Source organism: Butyrivibrio sp. M55 (genome assembly GCF_900116865.1).
Taxonomy (GTDB): Bacteria; Bacillota; Clostridia; order Lachnospirales; family Lachnospiraceae; genus Butyrivibrio.
Genome location: NZ_FPCD01000005.1, coordinates 55,758 through 72,617 on the forward strand (window position 1 = coordinate 55,758; position 16,860 = coordinate 72,617).

Here is a 16,860-nt window from a genome sequence, read left to right on the forward strand (position 1 = left end):
TTTAAGTCAAAACTATCATTATTCGTGTTCCGAGTTCCGTTCTCGAAACAATTTCGAAGTGTCCTCCGTGTCTGTCAACTATCCATTTCGCTATTGAAAGGCCAAGGCCCGTTCCCTGAAAACTTCTGGCTTCATCGGCTCTGTAGAACCTCTCAAACATGTGCTCAACATCTGTTTGAGTCATACCTATACCCGTATCCTGCACCATCAGATACGGCCTGTCGTCTTCGGTACGCCCAACTCCAAGTATTATCTCATCGTTTTTATCCGTATACTTTGCGGCATTATCCACAAGTATGCGCACCGCCTGCTTAAGAAGCGTACGGTCGGCGTCAATCGTTATAAGTTCCGAGGCATCCCTAAACCTGTACGGATGCTCTTCATCTATTAAAAATGATTCCTCATATATTTCCTTCATCAGTTCATTTAAGAGAATGCTCTCTTTTTGCAATACCGTCTTTCCGCTGTCGCCCCTCGCAAGGAAAAGAAGCTGCTCAACCAGGTGGTTCATGTGCTCGGCTTCATTTGATATAGCCGCGATCGACTCATCAAGCACTTTTTCATCAGACCTGCCCCATCTCTCCAGCATTCCTGCGTATCCCCTGATAACCGCTATAGGCGTTCTGAGCTCATGCGACGCATCATTTACAAAACGCGCCTGCTGCCTGTATGAATCCTGCAGTCTCTTTATAAGGTGATTGACCGCCTGCTCTATTCCCAGAAGATCCCTGTCGTGAAGGTTTATCGTACCCTCCGGATCCGCATGTTCTATCGCATCCTCTATATGCCTGAATTTATCCTCCGAAAAAGCGAGTCTGTTCAGTTCATCCGCTTTCTCCGCAATCTCTCTTATTGGTCTGAGCGTGCGATGTGCCTTTTGAAACACGATCGGAAGCGAAAGCATAAGTCCTATCATCTGCAATACAAAAAGTGCCGCCACAAAAACAGCTATCCTGAAAGCTATCATAAAAAATTCGGCGGACATAAGCATTTCCCCGTCCGTTGAAAAAACACGATAACATATATCGCTCAAATGCCCTGTTTCCGAATATAAGCTGCGATTATGATTAAAAAGAGAAAATTCCCCGATAACCTCCAGCTCTTTCATATATGCCCATCCCGCGTTCAGCAGGATGAACAGGAGCAGATCCGTTTTTAAATATACTTTCGTCTTTGCCCAGCTTATCTGAACCACGATATGATGCGCGATAGACGTCATTTTTTTTGACGGGCGAACATTATTCTGCATCGGATTTGATGACATAGCCTACTCCCCTCACGGTCGTGATCATATTAACATCAAACGCATCATCAATCTTTGAGCGCAGATATCTTATATATACATCGATCATATTGGTTTCACCGACATAGTCATAGCCGCACACTTTCTCAAGAAGAGTATCCCTCGAAAGCACAATGTCTTTATTCTTTAGAAGCATTTCAAGCATCAAAAACTCACGGTTTGTAAGCGGGATGATATGGCCGTCATAAGTAACCTCCCGCTTTTTCTCATCAAGCTTTAATTTTTGCCAGGTATAAACGCCTTCTTCATTTGCGTCTGAAGTGCCTTTGGCTGCGCTCTCAGCACCCACCTTTCCGTGAAGTTTAAGCGCAACCCTGACTCTTGCAAGAAGTTCCTCGATGGCAAAAGGCTTTGTGATATAGTCCACAGCTCCGCCATCGAGTCCCGATACTTTATCCATGACTTCGTCACGTGCGGTCAAAAGAATCGTCGGCGTCGGATTATCCTGCATCAAGCGCCTCAGTACTTCCAATCCGTTTAAGCCCGGCAGCATGATATCAAGCAAAATGAGGTCGTAGTTCCCTTCAGTTGCCATCCTAAGGCCTTCGCGGCCATCGGCCGCTTTGCTAACCTCATATCCTTCATGCTGCAATTCAAGCTCGACAAATCTTGCAAGTTTTTCTTCGTCTTCAACTATAAGTAAATGTGCCGCCATTTAATACTCCTGTCATAATTAGTAGTGTTTCCTTATGATTCCGAAGAATTGTGATGGAATTCTTCCTTAACCTGCTCAGCTGTCTCTTTTGCCTTGTCCATTACAGTATTTGCGCCCTGCAGATTGTTCTTTCCGTAGAACTTATAATTCCAGTCAAAGAACAGTGAAACCACAATAAGTACGAGTACGAACCACCAGCCGAGTACCACTATAAGAACCGCCGTCCAAAGAGGAAGGTCAATCACCTGCTCATCGTGATGTGAAACTTTCATATGATTGTTTGAAAGATAATCGATCACTTTCTTAAGGAACTCTTTAACCTTTGTTCCGAAGCTCTCGCCACAGTCTTTTGCACTTCCTACAGGAACCATATCATATCCGGGTTCACGTGTATACTCTGTAGAATGAACCTGCTGTTCAGGCTTTGCAACCTTACCCTCTTTCTCCAAAATAATCATGGCATCAAGAAGATCGCCATTTGCTTCGCCGAGTGCTGCCTTTGCTTCTTCATATGATACATTTGCTCTTGTTCTTAATTTTTCAATCTTTTCAAATTCATCCATGGTGTATTCCCTTTCTCTTTTTAAGAATGTTTTCTTTTGTTTACAGTAATCAATATAAAGGTCCCAAATTAAACAATCCTTTGAGAAAGATTAAAATCAGATTAATGTCATCAAACAGGGGTAGTGGCGAATAGACTTCCTGTTCTAATTTCGTCCCCTATTTCATAGCCTCCTAAACGTCTCAATTACAATCAGATTATAACAAGCAACAGACCTGTATGGCCATTCTTCACGGCCTGCAGCGACGGTTTCAGTTTTAAAAATGTGCAGTTTTCGGACGAGCAAGATGATTTTAAAATTTTAGAAAACCCGAAAATGCCGACTTATCTGAGCAACGTCAAAAGGAGGCATTTTCGGGTTTTCTGAAATTATGAAAATCACTGCGCAGCCGACCACAAACATTTCAAAACTGAAACCGTCGCTGCGGGCCGTGAAGAATGGCCATACAGGTCGTCCCTTTTATAAATGATCAGCCCTTAATCGCTCCGCCTGATACGCCCTCAATGTAGAACTTCTGCATAAGCAGGAACAGAATTGATATCGGGATGGAAACGAGTAGTCCGCCTGCGCAGAATATTGAGAAGTACTTGTTGATAAGCGACTTATCAAGCATGTTATACAATCCTATCGCAATGGTCCAGTCTTTTGAAAGTCCGGAATTAAGCATCAGCTTTGCGAGTACGAAATCTCCCCACGGAACAAGGAATGAGGCGATTACCTGATAAACGATTATAGGTTTACAGATAGGAATTATGATATTAAGCATGATCTGAAGCTCATTGGCTCCTTCAAGTCGTGCAGACTCACGCAAAGATACGGGAATTGTATCCATGAATCCTTTGACAATTAGGAATCCGAGTCCGGAACCCGCCGAATATACTATGATCATACCAATGTGGCTGTTTGTAAGTCCGAGAGACTTAAGTACAAAGTATACAGCTATCATCGACAGTACACCGGGGAACATGTTCAAAACAACACTAAATACCATAAGTTGTTTACGTCCCGGAAATCTCAGGCAGCAAAATGCATAACCCACCATAAATATAAACACTGTGGATATTATGCAAGTAAAGACTGCTATGATAAACGTATTTTTAAACCATGTCACATACTGAACAACAGAGTCCGGTTTAAACAAAATGGTACTAAAATTCTTAACCGACCATGTCTCAGGGAAGAAATGAGATATGTCTATTCCCTTATATCCGCTAAAAGCCGTAACTACAAGCCAGATGATCGGTATTATCCATACAAAAGTTATAAATGCCAAAAGAATATGAAGGAGGCAGGATATAATAATCTTCTTTATCTTCATTACATGAATACCTCCTCTCTTTCACCTGCTACGATTCTGCTAAATGAAAGAATAGTAAATATCGAACATATCGAGAATACAATGACACCGATTACCGAAGCCATCTTGTAGTCATAATACTCGTTTGTCAGTCTGAACAACCACGTGACGAGAAGGTCTACTTCTTTTCCGTGTGAATTGGCCAGCGCCTGATCCGTCGTTACATATACGTCCTGCGTAAGCAGATAAATAATATTGAAGTTATTGATATTTCTTACGAAGTCAGTTACAAGTGTAGGTCCCTCAACGAACATAACATAAGGCATTGTTACGTTTCTGAATATCGCATACGGCGACGCTCTGTCGATCATTGCCGCCTCGATCTGATCCCTTGGAATATTCAAAAGAATACCTGTAGAGATCAATATCTGATACGGAATACCAACCCAGATATTTATAATGACAATCGTAACTTTTGCCCATCCCGGACTGGTAAGGAACGGAATATATGAAATATTCTTACTTACAAGGCCTACATTCTGGAGAAAAGCTGTTATTCCCATGCTTGAACATATTGAATTGACAATACCCGAATCCGCAAGGAAATTTCTTACCAAAAGAAGCGTTACAAACTGCGGCACGGCAATCGTAACAATAAACAAAGTTCTCCAAAATCTTTTGATCTTGATAAGTTTTGAATTGATGAGCAGTGCAATAAGGTGACCAAGCAAAAAGTTCGAAACCGTTGCAAAAAATGCCCACAAAAATGTCCATTCAAGAATTCTTCTGAATGCATATCCAAAAGATGATGTTGTTGTCTGAGTAAACAGTTTTACAAAGTTTCTGAATCCAACCCAGGTAAACAGTTCACTCGGCGGAAGATGATTCTGGTCGTAATTGGTAAATGCTATAGTGATAAGGATCAATATCGGGATGATATTCATCAAAATAACGCCGAGAATAGGGAATGAAAGAAGTGTAATATGGAACTTCTCGCCCAAGAGCTCTTTGAAATCTTCACTGAAAGTATTTACATGCTTTCTTGCCTCCAGCAGAAGCTGTGTTTTGTACATGCTCTTAATATTGCTTACCCAGAATAAAAAGAACATGAAAATAATAAACAGTGCACCTACCGATCCGAGTAGTATCATAAATGAATTATCATAATCATTTACTGTATTCTGCATCGTCAGAGGATCGAATAAGGCTTCTCTTTTCACCGTACCGAGTGTACTGAACTTAGCCAGATTCGGTGCGGCACCGAAAATAAGGTATACAATAAACAGCGCCTGTACAATAAATACAAGCACACCCTTCATAAACTGGTAATTGTATATATGCCCCAATCCCATGAATACGGTCGATAGTTTCACACAAGTACTGCCCTCTGCCAGACAAGTGCCCAATTCCTTGAAGTATTTTACAATTGGATTAACTTTGGGAGCCTTCTTAGTACGAACAGTCTTTTGATTACGCGGATAATTTCTCTGATTATGCGGATAAGTCCTATAATTAGCCAATTATCTCAACTCCTTTCTCTTACCCTTTTACCTTTTTTGACAAATATAACCCCATACCTCATTCGATATGGGGTTATACTTCATTGGCTAGTATCTAGCCCAAAATTCAATTATCAGTCATTGACCGGCGCTGTAATACCTTCAACTGCAGTATCAAGAAGCTGCTGAAGATCTGTATTGTCAGGATTGCCGCTTGCAAGAATCTGTCCGAGTGTCTCAGCAGGACTCCAGTAATTTCCGCCAATAACCTGAGGTGTTGAGAAAGGTGCCTGCGCTGCAAGAGCTGAAATAGCCTTATCACTCTTAACCGCATCTGATGAAGCTGCATTTATATTGGAAGGTCCGAGGTTTCTTGCCTCAAATCTTGCTGTCTGAACTTCCTCTGAAGTAAGGTACTCAGCAAGAAGCATAGCCCAACCGATATTCTTTGCATGAGGATTTACGCCGATAAGCTTAAATCCGGAGTATGATGAAAGCTGGCAATCTTTGCCACCGATCTTCATTGTAGGAAGCTTACTTGCTTCGTAGTTTGCTCCCCAGGCATCCTGTGCAACCTGTGCATTCCAGATACCGTTAATAGCCGCACAAACCGTACCGTCCTTAATTCCTGTAACGGTAGTGCCGTCATCCATATTTACAACAACACCTGAAGCAACTGCATCAAGGATTGCCTGACATACGTCAACACCGCCCTCTCCGTTCCAGTTGCAAGTGTTTGTCTTTCCGTCTTCGTTAAGTGTAGCGTCAAGGCCGACTGCCTTGAAGAAACCGTAAAGGTACCATCCGTTCTTAAATTCGATTGCAATCTTCTTACCTGCATTCTTTGCATCAGAAATCATTGCTTCAAGATTAGAAGGATCTTTTATAACTTCACTGTTATAGAACATAAAATAACCGTTGTCTGCCGTCATAGGATAAGCATAAAGCTTTCCGCCTACTGTTGCGGCATCAACAGAAGTCTGAACATTGGCATTCTTTACATCATATGTGTAAGTAGCCAATACTTCCTGAAGTGCTCCCGCATTAACCAGGTCATTGATCTGGTCATGAGCAAATGTATATACATCCGCAGCAGCCTCAACGTCTGTAAGGACTTTATCCTTAGCTGTAGACTCTGACTCTGCGCCGAGTGTAATGTTAAATGTTACATCAGGATAAAGAGCCTTGAAGTCCTCAATAACTCCCTGTGTGAAATCCTGATCTTCCTCAGAAGCCCAAAGTGTAAGATCCACCGGTCCCGTTGTACTACTGATAAGGTTCTGCACTGCGTCCGCAGAAGCTGCGCCATCCGTTTCCCCGCTATCTCCTGAGCTTTCAGCTGCTGGTGTTTCAGACTCTACCGTGTCATTGGCAACCTCAGGATTGCCACACCCTGTAATAGCAGCTGCAACCATCATAGATGCCAAAGCAATTGATAGAAACTTCTTTTTCATAATCGTTTCCCTCCTAACAATTATAAGTAATATAAAAGTTCTTCTGCCTGTACTATTGCGCAAAAATCATACGCAAACGGTTGTCCATACTATTATATTTTACCTTTTTTACGGGGGTGTATCAATGTTTTTTTGATAATGTAATCGAATTTACGCTTTTTTGTGTGGACTCTTTCAGTAATACCTCATAGCCAAGAAGGATCTTTTCCGGAGCCTCTTCACCGTCTATAAGTCTGAGTAACGTCTTACACGCCACGTTTCCAAGTTCCTTAGGATCATACTGAAGAGCTGTGACCTGAGGCTGGTTCCCTGAAAGCAGATCACTGTTATAAAAAGACGCAACTCCGACATTCCCGGGAATATTCACTCCATCTCGCCTGAGTTTCAATATCACATCACGACATATTCTGTCATCCATACATACTATGCACTCTGCACCCGCTTTGATCGCTGATTCGGCTGCTTTTTCCACTTCTTCGGAAGTTTCGTTTCCAAGAAAGAGCATATCCTGCTTAACTTCGATACCTGCTGCCTTAAGCCCCATCTCAAACCCTTTCTGTCTTGTCGTATTTACCATGTGGCTGAGTGCGCCGCCGATCAGAACAGGCTTTTTATAACCGCATTTTATCAGAGCTGTTGTCATCTCCATGCAGGCATTCTCCTGATCGTTATCAACCTGAATCACACCCGTTTCTTTGCTGCTTCCGACCGTAACAAACGGAATGTTCATGCTTTTTAAGTACTTAACGGCAAGATCGTCCACCATCGTTCGTCCAAGGATAATGCCGTCCACTTTTTTATTCTCGACGATCCTCTTTAAATGAGAAATATTATCCTCATATACAAGTGAAATCAGAACATCATAATCCGTAGCCGTAGTAACCTCGCAAACTCCCGCCATACACCTCTGGAAAAAAGGAAGTGCATACACATTCGAATCTCCGGGAATAGCCCAGCATATATTATATTTTTTCTGGTCAGCAAGCCCTTTGGCCATCGGATTTGGCCTGTAATTGTTTGCTTCTATATATTCAAGGACTCTCTGCCTTGTTTCGTTTCCTATTCTGCCCTTACCGGAAATTGCACGGGAAACCGTTGTTTTTGACACCCCCAACGCCTTCGCAACATCCCCGATGGTTATATTCTTTTTTTCATTTTCTCCCATCCGATAAAACCTCTTTTAATCGATATTTAAAATAATACTTTGCTTTTTTTAAACTCTGTGTTATACTTTGCGCAATTGGTTGTCTTGTTTGAAATTTAGCACTTTATCATTTTTTCGTCAACCGCAATTGTTACTTGATTTTTCATGTTGGCTGCTAAATAAAACCAATTTTTAGCATCTTGTGTTTATTGCATATACGAATATTTTTTCTCATTTTTTGACATATTAAGCGAATTTTTTTATAAAATATATATACAAAGATACAAAGGTTTTTTTATGAGGTGAATGGTTATGAAATCAACTTTTTTTGGCGCTGCTTATTATGCTGAATATATGCCTTATGACAGAATAGATACCGATTTCCAGCTTATGAAGGATGCCGGCATGAACGTTATCAGAATCGCTGAATCCACATGGAGTAATTGGGAGCCTTCCGATAACGTATTTGATTTTACATATTTACACAAAGTTCTTGATGCGGCCGCAAAATACGATATTTCGGTAATTGTGGGCACACCTACTTACGCTATACCTTCATGGCTTGCAAAGAAATACCCCGATGTCATGGCCGTAACTCCTGAAGGCCAGAGCATCTACGGACGCAGACAACAACACGACATCACTAACCCGCATTTTCTTTTCCATGCTGAAAGGATCATCAGAAAGATGATGGAAGAAGTTGCGGCTAATCCGCAGGTTATCGGATATCAGATTGATAACGAGACACGTTCCGGAAACGGATACTCTCCCGAAAATCAAAAGATGTTCATCGAAGAGATGAAGAAGAAATATCCCGACATCAATATATTCAACGATGAATTCGGGCTTAATTACTGGAGTAACCGCATTGAATCATGGGATGACATGCCCGATATCCGCGGTACCATAAACGGTAGTCTTTCCGCTGCCTACAAGGCGTTCCTCAGAGACAGGATCACCGAGTACCAGAAATGGCAGGCAGACATCATAAATGAGTATAAGAGAGACGATCAGTTCATCACTCACAATTATGATTTCTCATGGGACGGATTTTCTTACGGCATTCAGCCTCTTGTTAATCAGCAGGACGCTGCAAAGGCAGTTGATATTGCCGGAGTTGATATCTACCATCCCACTCAAAACAGATTCGACGGTGCAACCATAGGCTTTGGCGGCGCCATCGGAAGATCACTCAAAAAAGATAATTATCTTGTACTTGAAACACAGTCTCAGGGCAGACTTGACTGGCTTGCATATCCCGGACAGCTCAGGCAGGCTTATTACAGCCACCTTGCAAGTGGAGCAAACGGTGTTATGTACTGGAATTGGCATTCAATCCACAATTCCCTTGAATCCTACTGGAAAGGAATCATAAGCCACGATCTGATCCCCGGCGAAACATATAAGGAACTTGCCTTTGCAAGATCTGAAGAGCTTAAGATAGACGAACATTTACAGAACCTCAAGAAGCACTGTCCTGCTGCCATTATCGCAGATAACAGAAGCCTTGTGGGTCTGGATGAATTCCCTATAGACGATGTATCTGATGCAAGTGTCGGAGAAGATGACTGGAGTCCTAAGGAGCTTAGTTATAACCATATACTTCGCTGGATGTACAATGCTTGCTACAAGATGAATCTTGAAACAGATATTGTTTACAAAGACGATATTATTGATATGGATTCGGAAGAGCTCGTTAAAAAATATCCTCTCCTGATTGCGCCTTCACTCTACTCGGCAACAACAGAGCTCATCGATTCTCTTCGCAAATATGTTGAGAAAGGCGGAAATCTTGTACTTGGATTTAAGAGCCTTGTCGCTGATGAAGAGCTTAAGATTTATCCAGATGCGCTTCCTTACAACATGACAGACATGGTCGGCGGAAGCTACGATCAGTTTACAAGACCCGTAGATACTACTATAAAGATCGAAGGAAGAGAATTTAATGTTTCTCACTGGATGGAACTTTTGAGGCCTCAGGGCACAGGCGAAGAAATCTGGGGTACCTACGTACATCCATGCTGGGATAAATATGCCGCAATCCTTCATAAGAAACTCTATGAAAACGGAAGCGGAACCGTAACCTATATCGGATGTTACATGAAATGCGAAGGTCTCACTTCGATACTGAAAAAGCTTATAAGAAGAATAGGCCTCTCCGTACCCGAAGAAATATTCCCTATTATAGTTAAAACGGGAACCAATGCTCTCGGAGAAGAGATAACCTACTACTTTAACTACTCTCCCAGAATTGAGCTTATCTCAATATTTAAAGACTGCACGGAACTAATAAGCTCGGATAACTACAACCGCGGAGACAGAATCAGTATCGGACCTTGGGGTATTAAGATATTTGTCAACAGATGAGGGTTAGGAAAATATGAAAACACAGGACTTGATCAGTTATATTGAAGATGGCAGATTAAAAGATAAGCTTCTGGATATCTATCTCGATGAATCTCTGATTGCTTATCAGACAGAAAGATATATCAAAGCAATAAAAAGCTATGAGGATACCTTTAAGTCAACTCCCGGATATAACGATGATGTATGCATAATAAATGCACCGGGACGCACAGAGATATGCGGTAACCACACCGATCATCAACACGGCCATGTCCTTACGGCGTCCATTAACTTAGACACCATCGCCGTTGTAGCCAAAAAAGATGACAAGATAAATATCAAATCCGAAGGCTACAACAACATGATAAGCTTCAGCCCCGATGACACAGCTATAAACAAGACTGAACACGGTTCTTCACTTGCCATGGTAAAGGGCGTTCTCGCCGGAGCCAAAATGAACGGATATGAAATAGGCGGTTTCGATGCCTACATCACAAGCGATGTTCTTAACGGTTCAGGCCTTTCATCTTCTGCATCCTTTGAGACAGTGATTGGAACAATCATCTCTTCTTTGTACAACGAAGATAAGATTGATCCGATGACCATTGCACTAATAGGACAATACGCAGAGAATATATATTTTGGTAAGCCGTGCGGTCTTATGGATCAGATGGCCTGCTCTTTTGGAAAGCTTAGCCATATAGATTTCAAAGTTCCCGGCACTCCGAAAGTTGAAACCTTAGAGCTCGATCTTGATGCAGCAGGCTACAGTCTTTGTATCACAGATACAAAGGGAAATCACGCAGACTTAACTTCGGAATATGCTGCCGTTACCAAGGAAATGAAAGCCGTAGCGGAAGAATTCAGGAAAGCCGTTCTTGTAAATGTTCCTGAATCCAAAGTTATTGAATCCATTCCCGCTCTTCGTGAAAAACTCGGAGACAGAGCAGTTCTTCGTGCTCTCCACTTCTATGAAGAGAACAAGAGGGTTATAAGACAGGTTGACGCCCTCAAAAACAATGACTTTGCTACATTCCTGAAAATCATAAAAGAATCCGGTAATTCATCATACAAGTTCCTTCAGAACGTATACACCAATCAGGATGTTCAGCACCAGGGTATATCTCTTGCTCTTTGCATCAGCGAGACCATACTTGGCGAAGACGGCGGTGTATGCAGGGTTCACGGAGGCGGATTTGCCGGAACAATCCAGGCTTTCGTCCGTAACGACAAAGTCGAAGAATACAAAAAAGCCCTCAACGATATATTCGGCGAAGGAGCATGCGTCGTTCTTAAGATCAGAAAATACGGCGGTATGAAAATTGATATTTAAACACTATTTGTTTTAAATATAAACCCCACTAAAAAGATGAGCCATGACTTTTAGTCATGGCTCTAAATCTATCATTTTCTCTTTTATATCTTGCAATTACTTTGCAGGCTTAAGTTTTCCCTGTTCTTTGTGCACAATAAGCGGCTCACTTGTTCCGTCAACGGAATTGTCAGTGATCACACACTCGCTGATTGTTTCATCGGAAGGAATCTCGTACATAACATTCATCATAGTCTTTTCCATGATGGAACGAAGTCCTCTGGCACCCGTTTCTCTCTCGTATGCCATCTGCGCGATCTTATCAACAGCGCCGTCCTCGAATGTAAGCTTAACATCATCAAAATCAAAGAGCTTCTGATACTGCTTAACAAGAGCATTTCTGGGCTCTGTAAGAATTCTGACAAGTGCTTCCTTTGAAAGTCCTTCAAGTGTTACCGTAATCGGCACACGTCCTACAAACTCGGGAATAAGTCCGAATTTAACAAGATCCTGAGGAGTAACCTCTTTGAGAACTTCTCCGATCTCTCTTTCAGACTTATCAGCTATCTCAGCGTTAAATCCGATTGAATTGCGGTCAAGTCTTGCCTCAACAATCTTATCAAGACCGTCAAACGCTCCGCCGCAAATAAACAAGATATTGCTTGTATCAATCTGAATAAGTTCCTGATGAGGATGCTTTCTTCCTCCCTGCGGAGGCACGCTTGCAACAGTACCCTCAATAATCTTAAGAAGTGCCTGCTGAACGCCTTCACCCGATACGTCTCTTGTTATGGAAACGTTCTCGCTCTTCTTTGTGATCTTATCGATCTCATCGATATATACAATGCCGTACTGCGCTCTCTCGATATCGTAATCGGCATTCTGGATAAGCTTGAGCAAAATATTCTCAACATCTTCTCCGACATATCCTGCCTCAGTAAGTGTTGTAGCATCTGCAATCGCAAAAGGTACATTGATTATCTTGGCAAGTGTCTGTGCAAGGTATGTCTTACCCGATCCGGTAGGACCTACCATTATGATATTACTCTTCTGAAGCTCTACTTCCGACTTATCTTCACTCTTTGGTGCCAATACTCTCTTGTAATGGTTGTATACGGAAACAGCAAGAACTTTCTTAGCTTCCTCCTGTCCGATAACGTACTCATCCAAAAAGTTGCGGATTTCTACCGGCTTCAAAAGATTGATCTGCTGGTCCCTCTCAGCTACTTCGGGCTCATCGTCAAATTCCTCAGCGATGATGTCCGAGCAAATCTCTACGCACTCGTCGCAGATATATACACCTGCAGGTCCCGCTATTAATTTTTTTACCTGATCTTGTGTCTTGTTACAAAAAGAGCACTTGATCTCTCCCGGTATCTTTGCCATTATTTATTTTCCTCTTTCTTAGGACGGTTCTCAACTATAGAATCAATCAGCCCATATTCCAAAGCTTCCTGCGCAGTCATCCAGTTATCTCTTTCAGTATCTGCAGCAACCTGCTCGAAAGGCTTTCCTGTATTCTCAGCAAGCATCCTGTTCATTTTCTCTTTTGTTCTGATGATATGCTTTGCAGCAATCTCAATCTCGGTAGCCTGACCCTGTGTTCCTCCCAAAGGCTGATGGATCATAACTTCAGCATTGGGAAGAGCCATTCTCTTGCCCTTTGCTCCGCCTGCAAGAAGAAACGCTCCCATACTTGCAGCCATTCCTATACATATTGTACTAACGTCACATTTTATATAATGCATTGTATCATATATAGCCATTCCGGATGTAATCTCTCCCCCGGGACTGTTAATATACATATGAATGTCCTTATTGGGATCTTCAGCTTCAAGGAACAGGAGCTGAGCTACAACTGTACTGGCTGATGCGGCATTAACTTCTTCTCCGAGGAAAACGATTCTCTCTTTCAAAAGTCTGGAGTAAATATCATATGACCTCTCACCGCGACTTGTCTGTTCAATGACGTAAGGTATTAAACTCATTTTTTCTTCCTTTCTAGCCTAAAAATAAAATTCCAATTTCCATTATACCAATAATTTTATAAAAAGAGCATAAAAATTTCCCGCAAACTGATATTTACGGGAAATTTTTCATAGCTACTCACTCTTCAAGATAAAAAACCGTAACGGTATTTAGATCATAAAAGCCTGCCGCAGATCTGTTTACCCACTCATCGGCTCCTTCTCCAAGCCCCATTCCGTAGGTAGACTCTGCCGCTCTATATGGTCTGACATAAACAGCGACATCGCTTCCTTTCTCCGCCAGTGACAGTGATGCAAGAATATACTCTCTGGCAGCATAGGTTTCCTGCAATGCTCCTGTCTTATAGTCATTATAAGAAACATACGACATTCCGCTCTTGATATCTTCACTTAATGCGGAATGAAGGATCAGTGCAAGCAGTACTCCCGCAGCGAGCACTCCCATTGCGATACGATCCGTTTTTCCTTCAAATTTTTCCGAAAGAAACTGCGCAAGCACCGCTACTGCAAGGAAATACATAAACTTTGCCACAATCTCATAGGAACTTGCGGTTCTCATGTTGATAACTTCATCGACATGATATCCGAAGCATACTGGAAACATGGTGAAATATCTTGCAAACCATGTTCCGACAAGAACAATCACAAGGTTTAACACCGTAACTTTTCCCTCAAGCACCTTAACTTTATAAATAGTGAAGATTACAAATGCCAGGAGAAGCATCAGGATAAACACAGCGCTTGTGAAAAGAAACATATCTTCAGAAATGATACATTTAAAAGTATCCCTAAGCGCATCAAAAAATGTACTGTGTCCTTCCTTCAGATCCCTCTCCGCTCTCTTATAGTTTCCGGGAGCAAGTCCGTTTATAAGAGCTCCTACAAACGAAACCGCAGCCGGTATTGCAATCTTTTTATCCTTTACAAATTCTTCTCTTTTAAGTATCACAACAGCTATAAGCCACGAAAGATCTGCACAAACAACGTTAAGCGATCCTCCGCTTGCCAAAAATGCCAATATAGCACTTGCGATCAGATATATCACTTTTTTCTTTCGTATATACAGAATGCATAATGAAACAGCAAGCAATCCAAGTGTTAATTCCGTCAGATAATTAAGTCCTCCGGTATACCAGTAAAAGAGTTCTCTTCCGCATTGTGTATTTGACATGGAAAACACCGATGCAAATATGGCAAAAGAGGCTCCAAGGCTCGCAGTATTATCTTTTATAAGAATTTTCAGAAGAAATATGAGCGCAGCGCAGAAAGCAACCGCATTTAATATCATGTAAAAATGAAATCCGGGAAGTCCTCCTCTTGTATATGCCCTGATAAAATGAATAAGATAATTAAAAAGATAGGTTCCCTGATTTACATTGTAATATTCAACCATCTTATGCGCGGCAGCCACAACGTTCGATCCGTATACATCCGCAGCATCCGCAGCTCCACCCTCAAAGCTGAAATCATCTTCACACAGATATGTATAACCACAGCCAACAATAACAGGCACAACCGCACAGAGTATTCCTATAATAAATACCCCCGCGAATATTTTCTTATACTTGTTAAAAAAAGACTCTATCATACATCCTCCCTGTTTCCAAATAAAACTAATGGCACCTATTTCTTTGTATTTACCAAATAATAAGTGCCATAAAGTTCATATGTTTTTATTCAAACTGCCTGATTACTCTTCAGTCTTTTTCTTTCTTGTTGTTGTCTTCTTAGGCTTCTCTTCCTTGTCTGCAGCATCTTTTTTAGCTGTAGTCTTCTTGGCAGCTGTCTTCTTTGCAGGCTTCTCTTCCTTATCGGCAGCCTTCTCAGCCTTTTCAGCAGTCTTCTTTGTTGTTGTCTTCTTTGCAGCCTTCTTAGCAGCGCCTTCCTTTACATTCTCTACAAGGAAATCAGCAGCCTTCTGAACTGCGAGGTCACTCTTCATTACCTTCTTCTCAGCATCAGACATGAGCTCTTTAAGCTTAGAAAGCTCCATTCTGTACTGCTCAGCCATCTTCTCAAGTTCCTTCTCGAACTCTTCGTCTGAAACTGTGATGTTTTCCTTCTCAGCTACAGCTTCAAGAACAAGTCTTGACTTGATTCTCTCGATAGCCTGAGGCTTAACCTGCTCAAGCATCTTGTCTACAGTGTTACCTGTGTACTGAAGATACTGATCCATGTTCATGCCCTGCATCTGAAGTCTCTGAGCGAAATCATTAACGATCTGTCTCTGCTGTGTCTCGATCATAGCCTCAGGAAGCTCCATATCTGAATCTTCGATAACGGCCTTAACTACAGCATCTTCTCTCTTAGCCTTCTCTTCGTTTGTCTTCTTCTCTACAAGCTTATTCTTAACGTCTTCCTTGTACTCAGCAAGTGTATCAAACTCTGATACATCACTTGCGAACTCATCGTTAAGCTCAGGAAGTTCCTTAGCCTTGATAGCCTTAACTGTGCACTTGAAAGTAGCATCTTTTCCGGCAAGTTCAGCTGCCTGATATTCCTCAGGGAACTTAACGTTTACATCGCCTTCTTTACCGATCTCAAATCCAACAAGCTGCTCTTCGAATCCGGGAATGAATGCACCTGAACCGATTGTAAGAGGATAATCTGTTCCCTTTCCACCGGGGAATGCAACTCCGTCAACAAATCCTTCAAAATCAAGAGTAACGATATCGTTATTCTGAACTGCTCTGTCTGTTACATCTACAGTTCTTGCATTTGTATTTCTCTGCTTGTCGATCTCAGCATCAACATCAGCGTCTGTAACGTCGATGTCCATCTTCTCAACTTCAACGCCCTTATATTTTCCAAGCTTAACCGGAGGCTTAAGAGCTACTTCAGCTGTAAAGATGAAGTCCTTTCCTGCCTCAAGCTGCTCAACATCAATCTTGGGAGAAGATACAACGTTCTCTCCGCACTCCTCAACAGCCTTGGGATACTCTGTCTCGATAAGTTCATTAGCAGCATCCTCATAGAATACTCCCTTACCGTACATCTGCTCGATCATCTTACGAGGAGCCTTACCCTTACGGAAACCGGGTAACTGAATCTTATTCTTGTTCTTCTCATAGGCCTTCTGAATTGCCTTCTCGAGCTGCTCAGCAGATACTTCAATCTTAAGCTTAGCCATGCTCTTTTCAAGCTTCTCAACTGTTACGCTCATTTTATCTGTAATTCCTCCTAAAAGTATTTATAATAAAGAGCCGAAAAACACAGTTTCAAGCCCTTTAGCCCACATATAGGCACAATCGCTTCAGATTATAACATAAGTACATAATAATTTCCATGTTTTTATTCAC

General features: G+C 41.9%; 13 protein-coding genes. 2 read left to right on the plus strand and 11 right to left on the minus strand.

The annotated features are described in order from the left end of the window. Position 1: 1 nt before the first annotated feature. From BM398_RS07650 to BM398_RS07680, 7 genes are all read right to left on the minus strand, one after another. Entirely contained in the window at positions 2-1,264 is a 1,263-nt protein-coding gene (locus tag BM398_RS07650) for a sensor histidine kinase (RefSeq protein ID WP_092337154.1), read from the minus strand. After that, positions 1,239-1,958 carry a response regulator transcription factor gene (locus tag BM398_RS07655; protein WP_092337155.1) on the minus strand — a complete coding sequence of 240 codons (720 nt, stop codon included), beginning with the start codon at positions 1,956-1,958 and terminating at the stop codon, positions 1,239-1,241. The genes BM398_RS07650 and BM398_RS07655 overlap by 26 nt, the downstream gene beginning before the upstream one ends. A gap of 32 nt (positions 1,959-1,990) precedes the next feature. After that, positions 1,991-2,521, minus strand: coding sequence for a UBA domain-containing protein (locus BM398_RS07660; RefSeq protein ID WP_092337156.1), 531 nt, complete (start codon positions 2,519-2,521; stop codon positions 1,991-1,993). Positions 2,522-2,990: 469 nt separating this feature from the next. Beyond that, on the minus strand, positions 2,991-3,839 hold the full coding sequence (locus BM398_RS07665) for a sugar ABC transporter permease (RefSeq protein WP_092337157.1): 849 nt from the start codon (positions 3,837-3,839) through the stop codon (positions 2,991-2,993). Beyond that, positions 3,839-5,338 carry a carbohydrate ABC transporter permease gene (locus BM398_RS07670; RefSeq protein ID WP_242949780.1) on the minus strand — a complete coding sequence of 500 codons (1,500 nt, stop codon included), beginning with the start codon at positions 5,336-5,338 and terminating at the stop codon, positions 3,839-3,841. The genes BM398_RS07665 and BM398_RS07670 overlap by 1 nt, the downstream gene beginning before the upstream one ends. 113 nt (positions 5,339-5,451) lie before the next feature. After that, the gene (locus tag BM398_RS07675) at positions 5,452-6,771 is read right to left on the minus strand and encodes an extracellular solute-binding protein (RefSeq protein ID WP_092337159.1); all 1,320 of its coding nucleotides are present in this window, start codon (positions 6,769-6,771) and stop codon (positions 5,452-5,454) included. Positions 6,772-6,892: 121 nt separating this feature from the next. Continuing rightward, positions 6,893-7,936, minus strand: a complete 1,044-nt coding sequence (locus tag BM398_RS07680) for a LacI family DNA-binding transcriptional regulator (RefSeq protein WP_092337160.1) — start codon at positions 7,934-7,936, stop codon at positions 6,893-6,895. Between the two features lie 291 nt (positions 7,937-8,227). Between BM398_RS07680 and BM398_RS07685 the strand changes: the two genes are divergently transcribed. Both BM398_RS07685 and BM398_RS07690 read left to right on the plus strand, forming a co-directional pair. Then, positions 8,228-10,282 carry a beta-galactosidase gene (locus BM398_RS07685; protein WP_242949781.1) on the plus strand — a complete coding sequence of 685 codons (2,055 nt, stop codon included), beginning with the start codon at positions 8,228-8,230 and terminating at the stop codon, positions 10,280-10,282. A 13-nt stretch (positions 10,283-10,295) separates the two neighbouring features. Beyond that, positions 10,296-11,594, plus strand: coding sequence for a galactokinase (locus BM398_RS07690; protein ID WP_092337162.1), 1,299 nt, complete (start codon positions 10,296-10,298; stop codon positions 11,592-11,594). 96 nt (positions 11,595-11,690) lie between these two features. Here BM398_RS07690 and clpX read toward each other — a convergent pair whose 3' ends face one another. The 4 genes from clpX to tig form a co-directional block, all read right to left on the minus strand. Further along, a complete protein-coding gene (gene clpX / locus BM398_RS07695) occupies positions 11,691-12,959 on the minus strand; it encodes an ATP-dependent Clp protease ATP-binding subunit ClpX (RefSeq protein WP_092337163.1) in 1,269 nt (422 codons plus the stop codon). Further along, complete coding sequence (gene clpP, locus BM398_RS07700; RefSeq protein ID WP_092337164.1) at positions 12,959-13,561, minus strand: ATP-dependent Clp endopeptidase proteolytic subunit ClpP; 603 nt, start codon at positions 13,559-13,561, stop codon at positions 12,959-12,961. The genes clpX and clpP overlap by 1 nt, the downstream gene beginning before the upstream one ends. A gap of 118 nt (positions 13,562-13,679) precedes the next feature. Next, positions 13,680-15,149: a DUF6056 family protein gene (locus BM398_RS07705; RefSeq protein WP_092337165.1), complete on the minus strand. Its 1,470-nt coding sequence runs from the start codon at positions 15,147-15,149 to the stop codon at positions 13,680-13,682. Between the two features lie 102 nt (positions 15,150-15,251). After that, positions 15,252-16,724, minus strand: a complete 1,473-nt coding sequence (tig, locus tag BM398_RS07710) for a trigger factor (RefSeq protein WP_092337166.1) — start codon at positions 16,722-16,724, stop codon at positions 15,252-15,254. Positions 16,725-16,860 lie beyond the last annotated feature (136 nt).

Bases quoted from the DNA above. Each gene is read 5' to 3' on its own strand.
- BM398_RS07650 (WP_092337154.1), bottom strand. From the start codon at position 1,264: ATGTCATCAAATCCGATGCAGAATAATGTTCGCCCGTCAAAAAAAATG.
- BM398_RS07655 (WP_092337155.1), bottom strand. From the start codon at position 1,958: ATGGCGGCACATTTACTTATAGTTGAAGACGAAGAAAAACTTGCAAGA.
- BM398_RS07660 (WP_092337156.1), bottom strand. From the start codon at position 2,521: ATGGATGAATTTGAAAAGATTGAAAAATTAAGAACAAGAGCAAATGTA.
- BM398_RS07665 (WP_092337157.1), bottom strand. From the start codon at position 3,839: ATGAAGATAAAGAAGATTATTATATCCTGCCTCCTTCATATTCTTTTG.
- BM398_RS07675 (WP_092337159.1), bottom strand. From the start codon at position 6,771: ATGAAAAAGAAGTTTCTATCAATTGCTTTGGCATCTATGATGGTTGCA.
- BM398_RS07680 (WP_092337160.1), bottom strand. From the start codon at position 7,936: ATGGGAGAAAATGAAAAAAAGAATATAACCATCGGGGATGTTGCGAAG.
- BM398_RS07685 (WP_242949781.1), top strand. From the start codon at position 8,228: ATGAAATCAACTTTTTTTGGCGCTGCTTATTATGCTGAATATATGCCT.
- BM398_RS07690 (WP_092337162.1), top strand. From the start codon at position 10,296: ATGAAAACACAGGACTTGATCAGTTATATTGAAGATGGCAGATTAAAA.
- clpX (WP_092337163.1), bottom strand. From the start codon at position 12,959: ATGGCAAAGATACCGGGAGAGATCAAGTGCTCTTTTTGTAACAAGACA.
- clpP (WP_092337164.1), bottom strand. From the start codon at position 13,561: ATGAGTTTAATACCTTACGTCATTGAACAGACAAGTCGCGGTGAGAGG.
- BM398_RS07705 (WP_092337165.1), bottom strand. From the start codon at position 15,149: ATGATAGAGTCTTTTTTTAACAAGTATAAGAAAATATTCGCGGGGGTA.
- tig (WP_092337166.1), bottom strand. From the start codon at position 16,724: ATGAGCGTAACAGTTGAGAAGCTTGAAAAGAGCATGGCTAAGCTTAAG.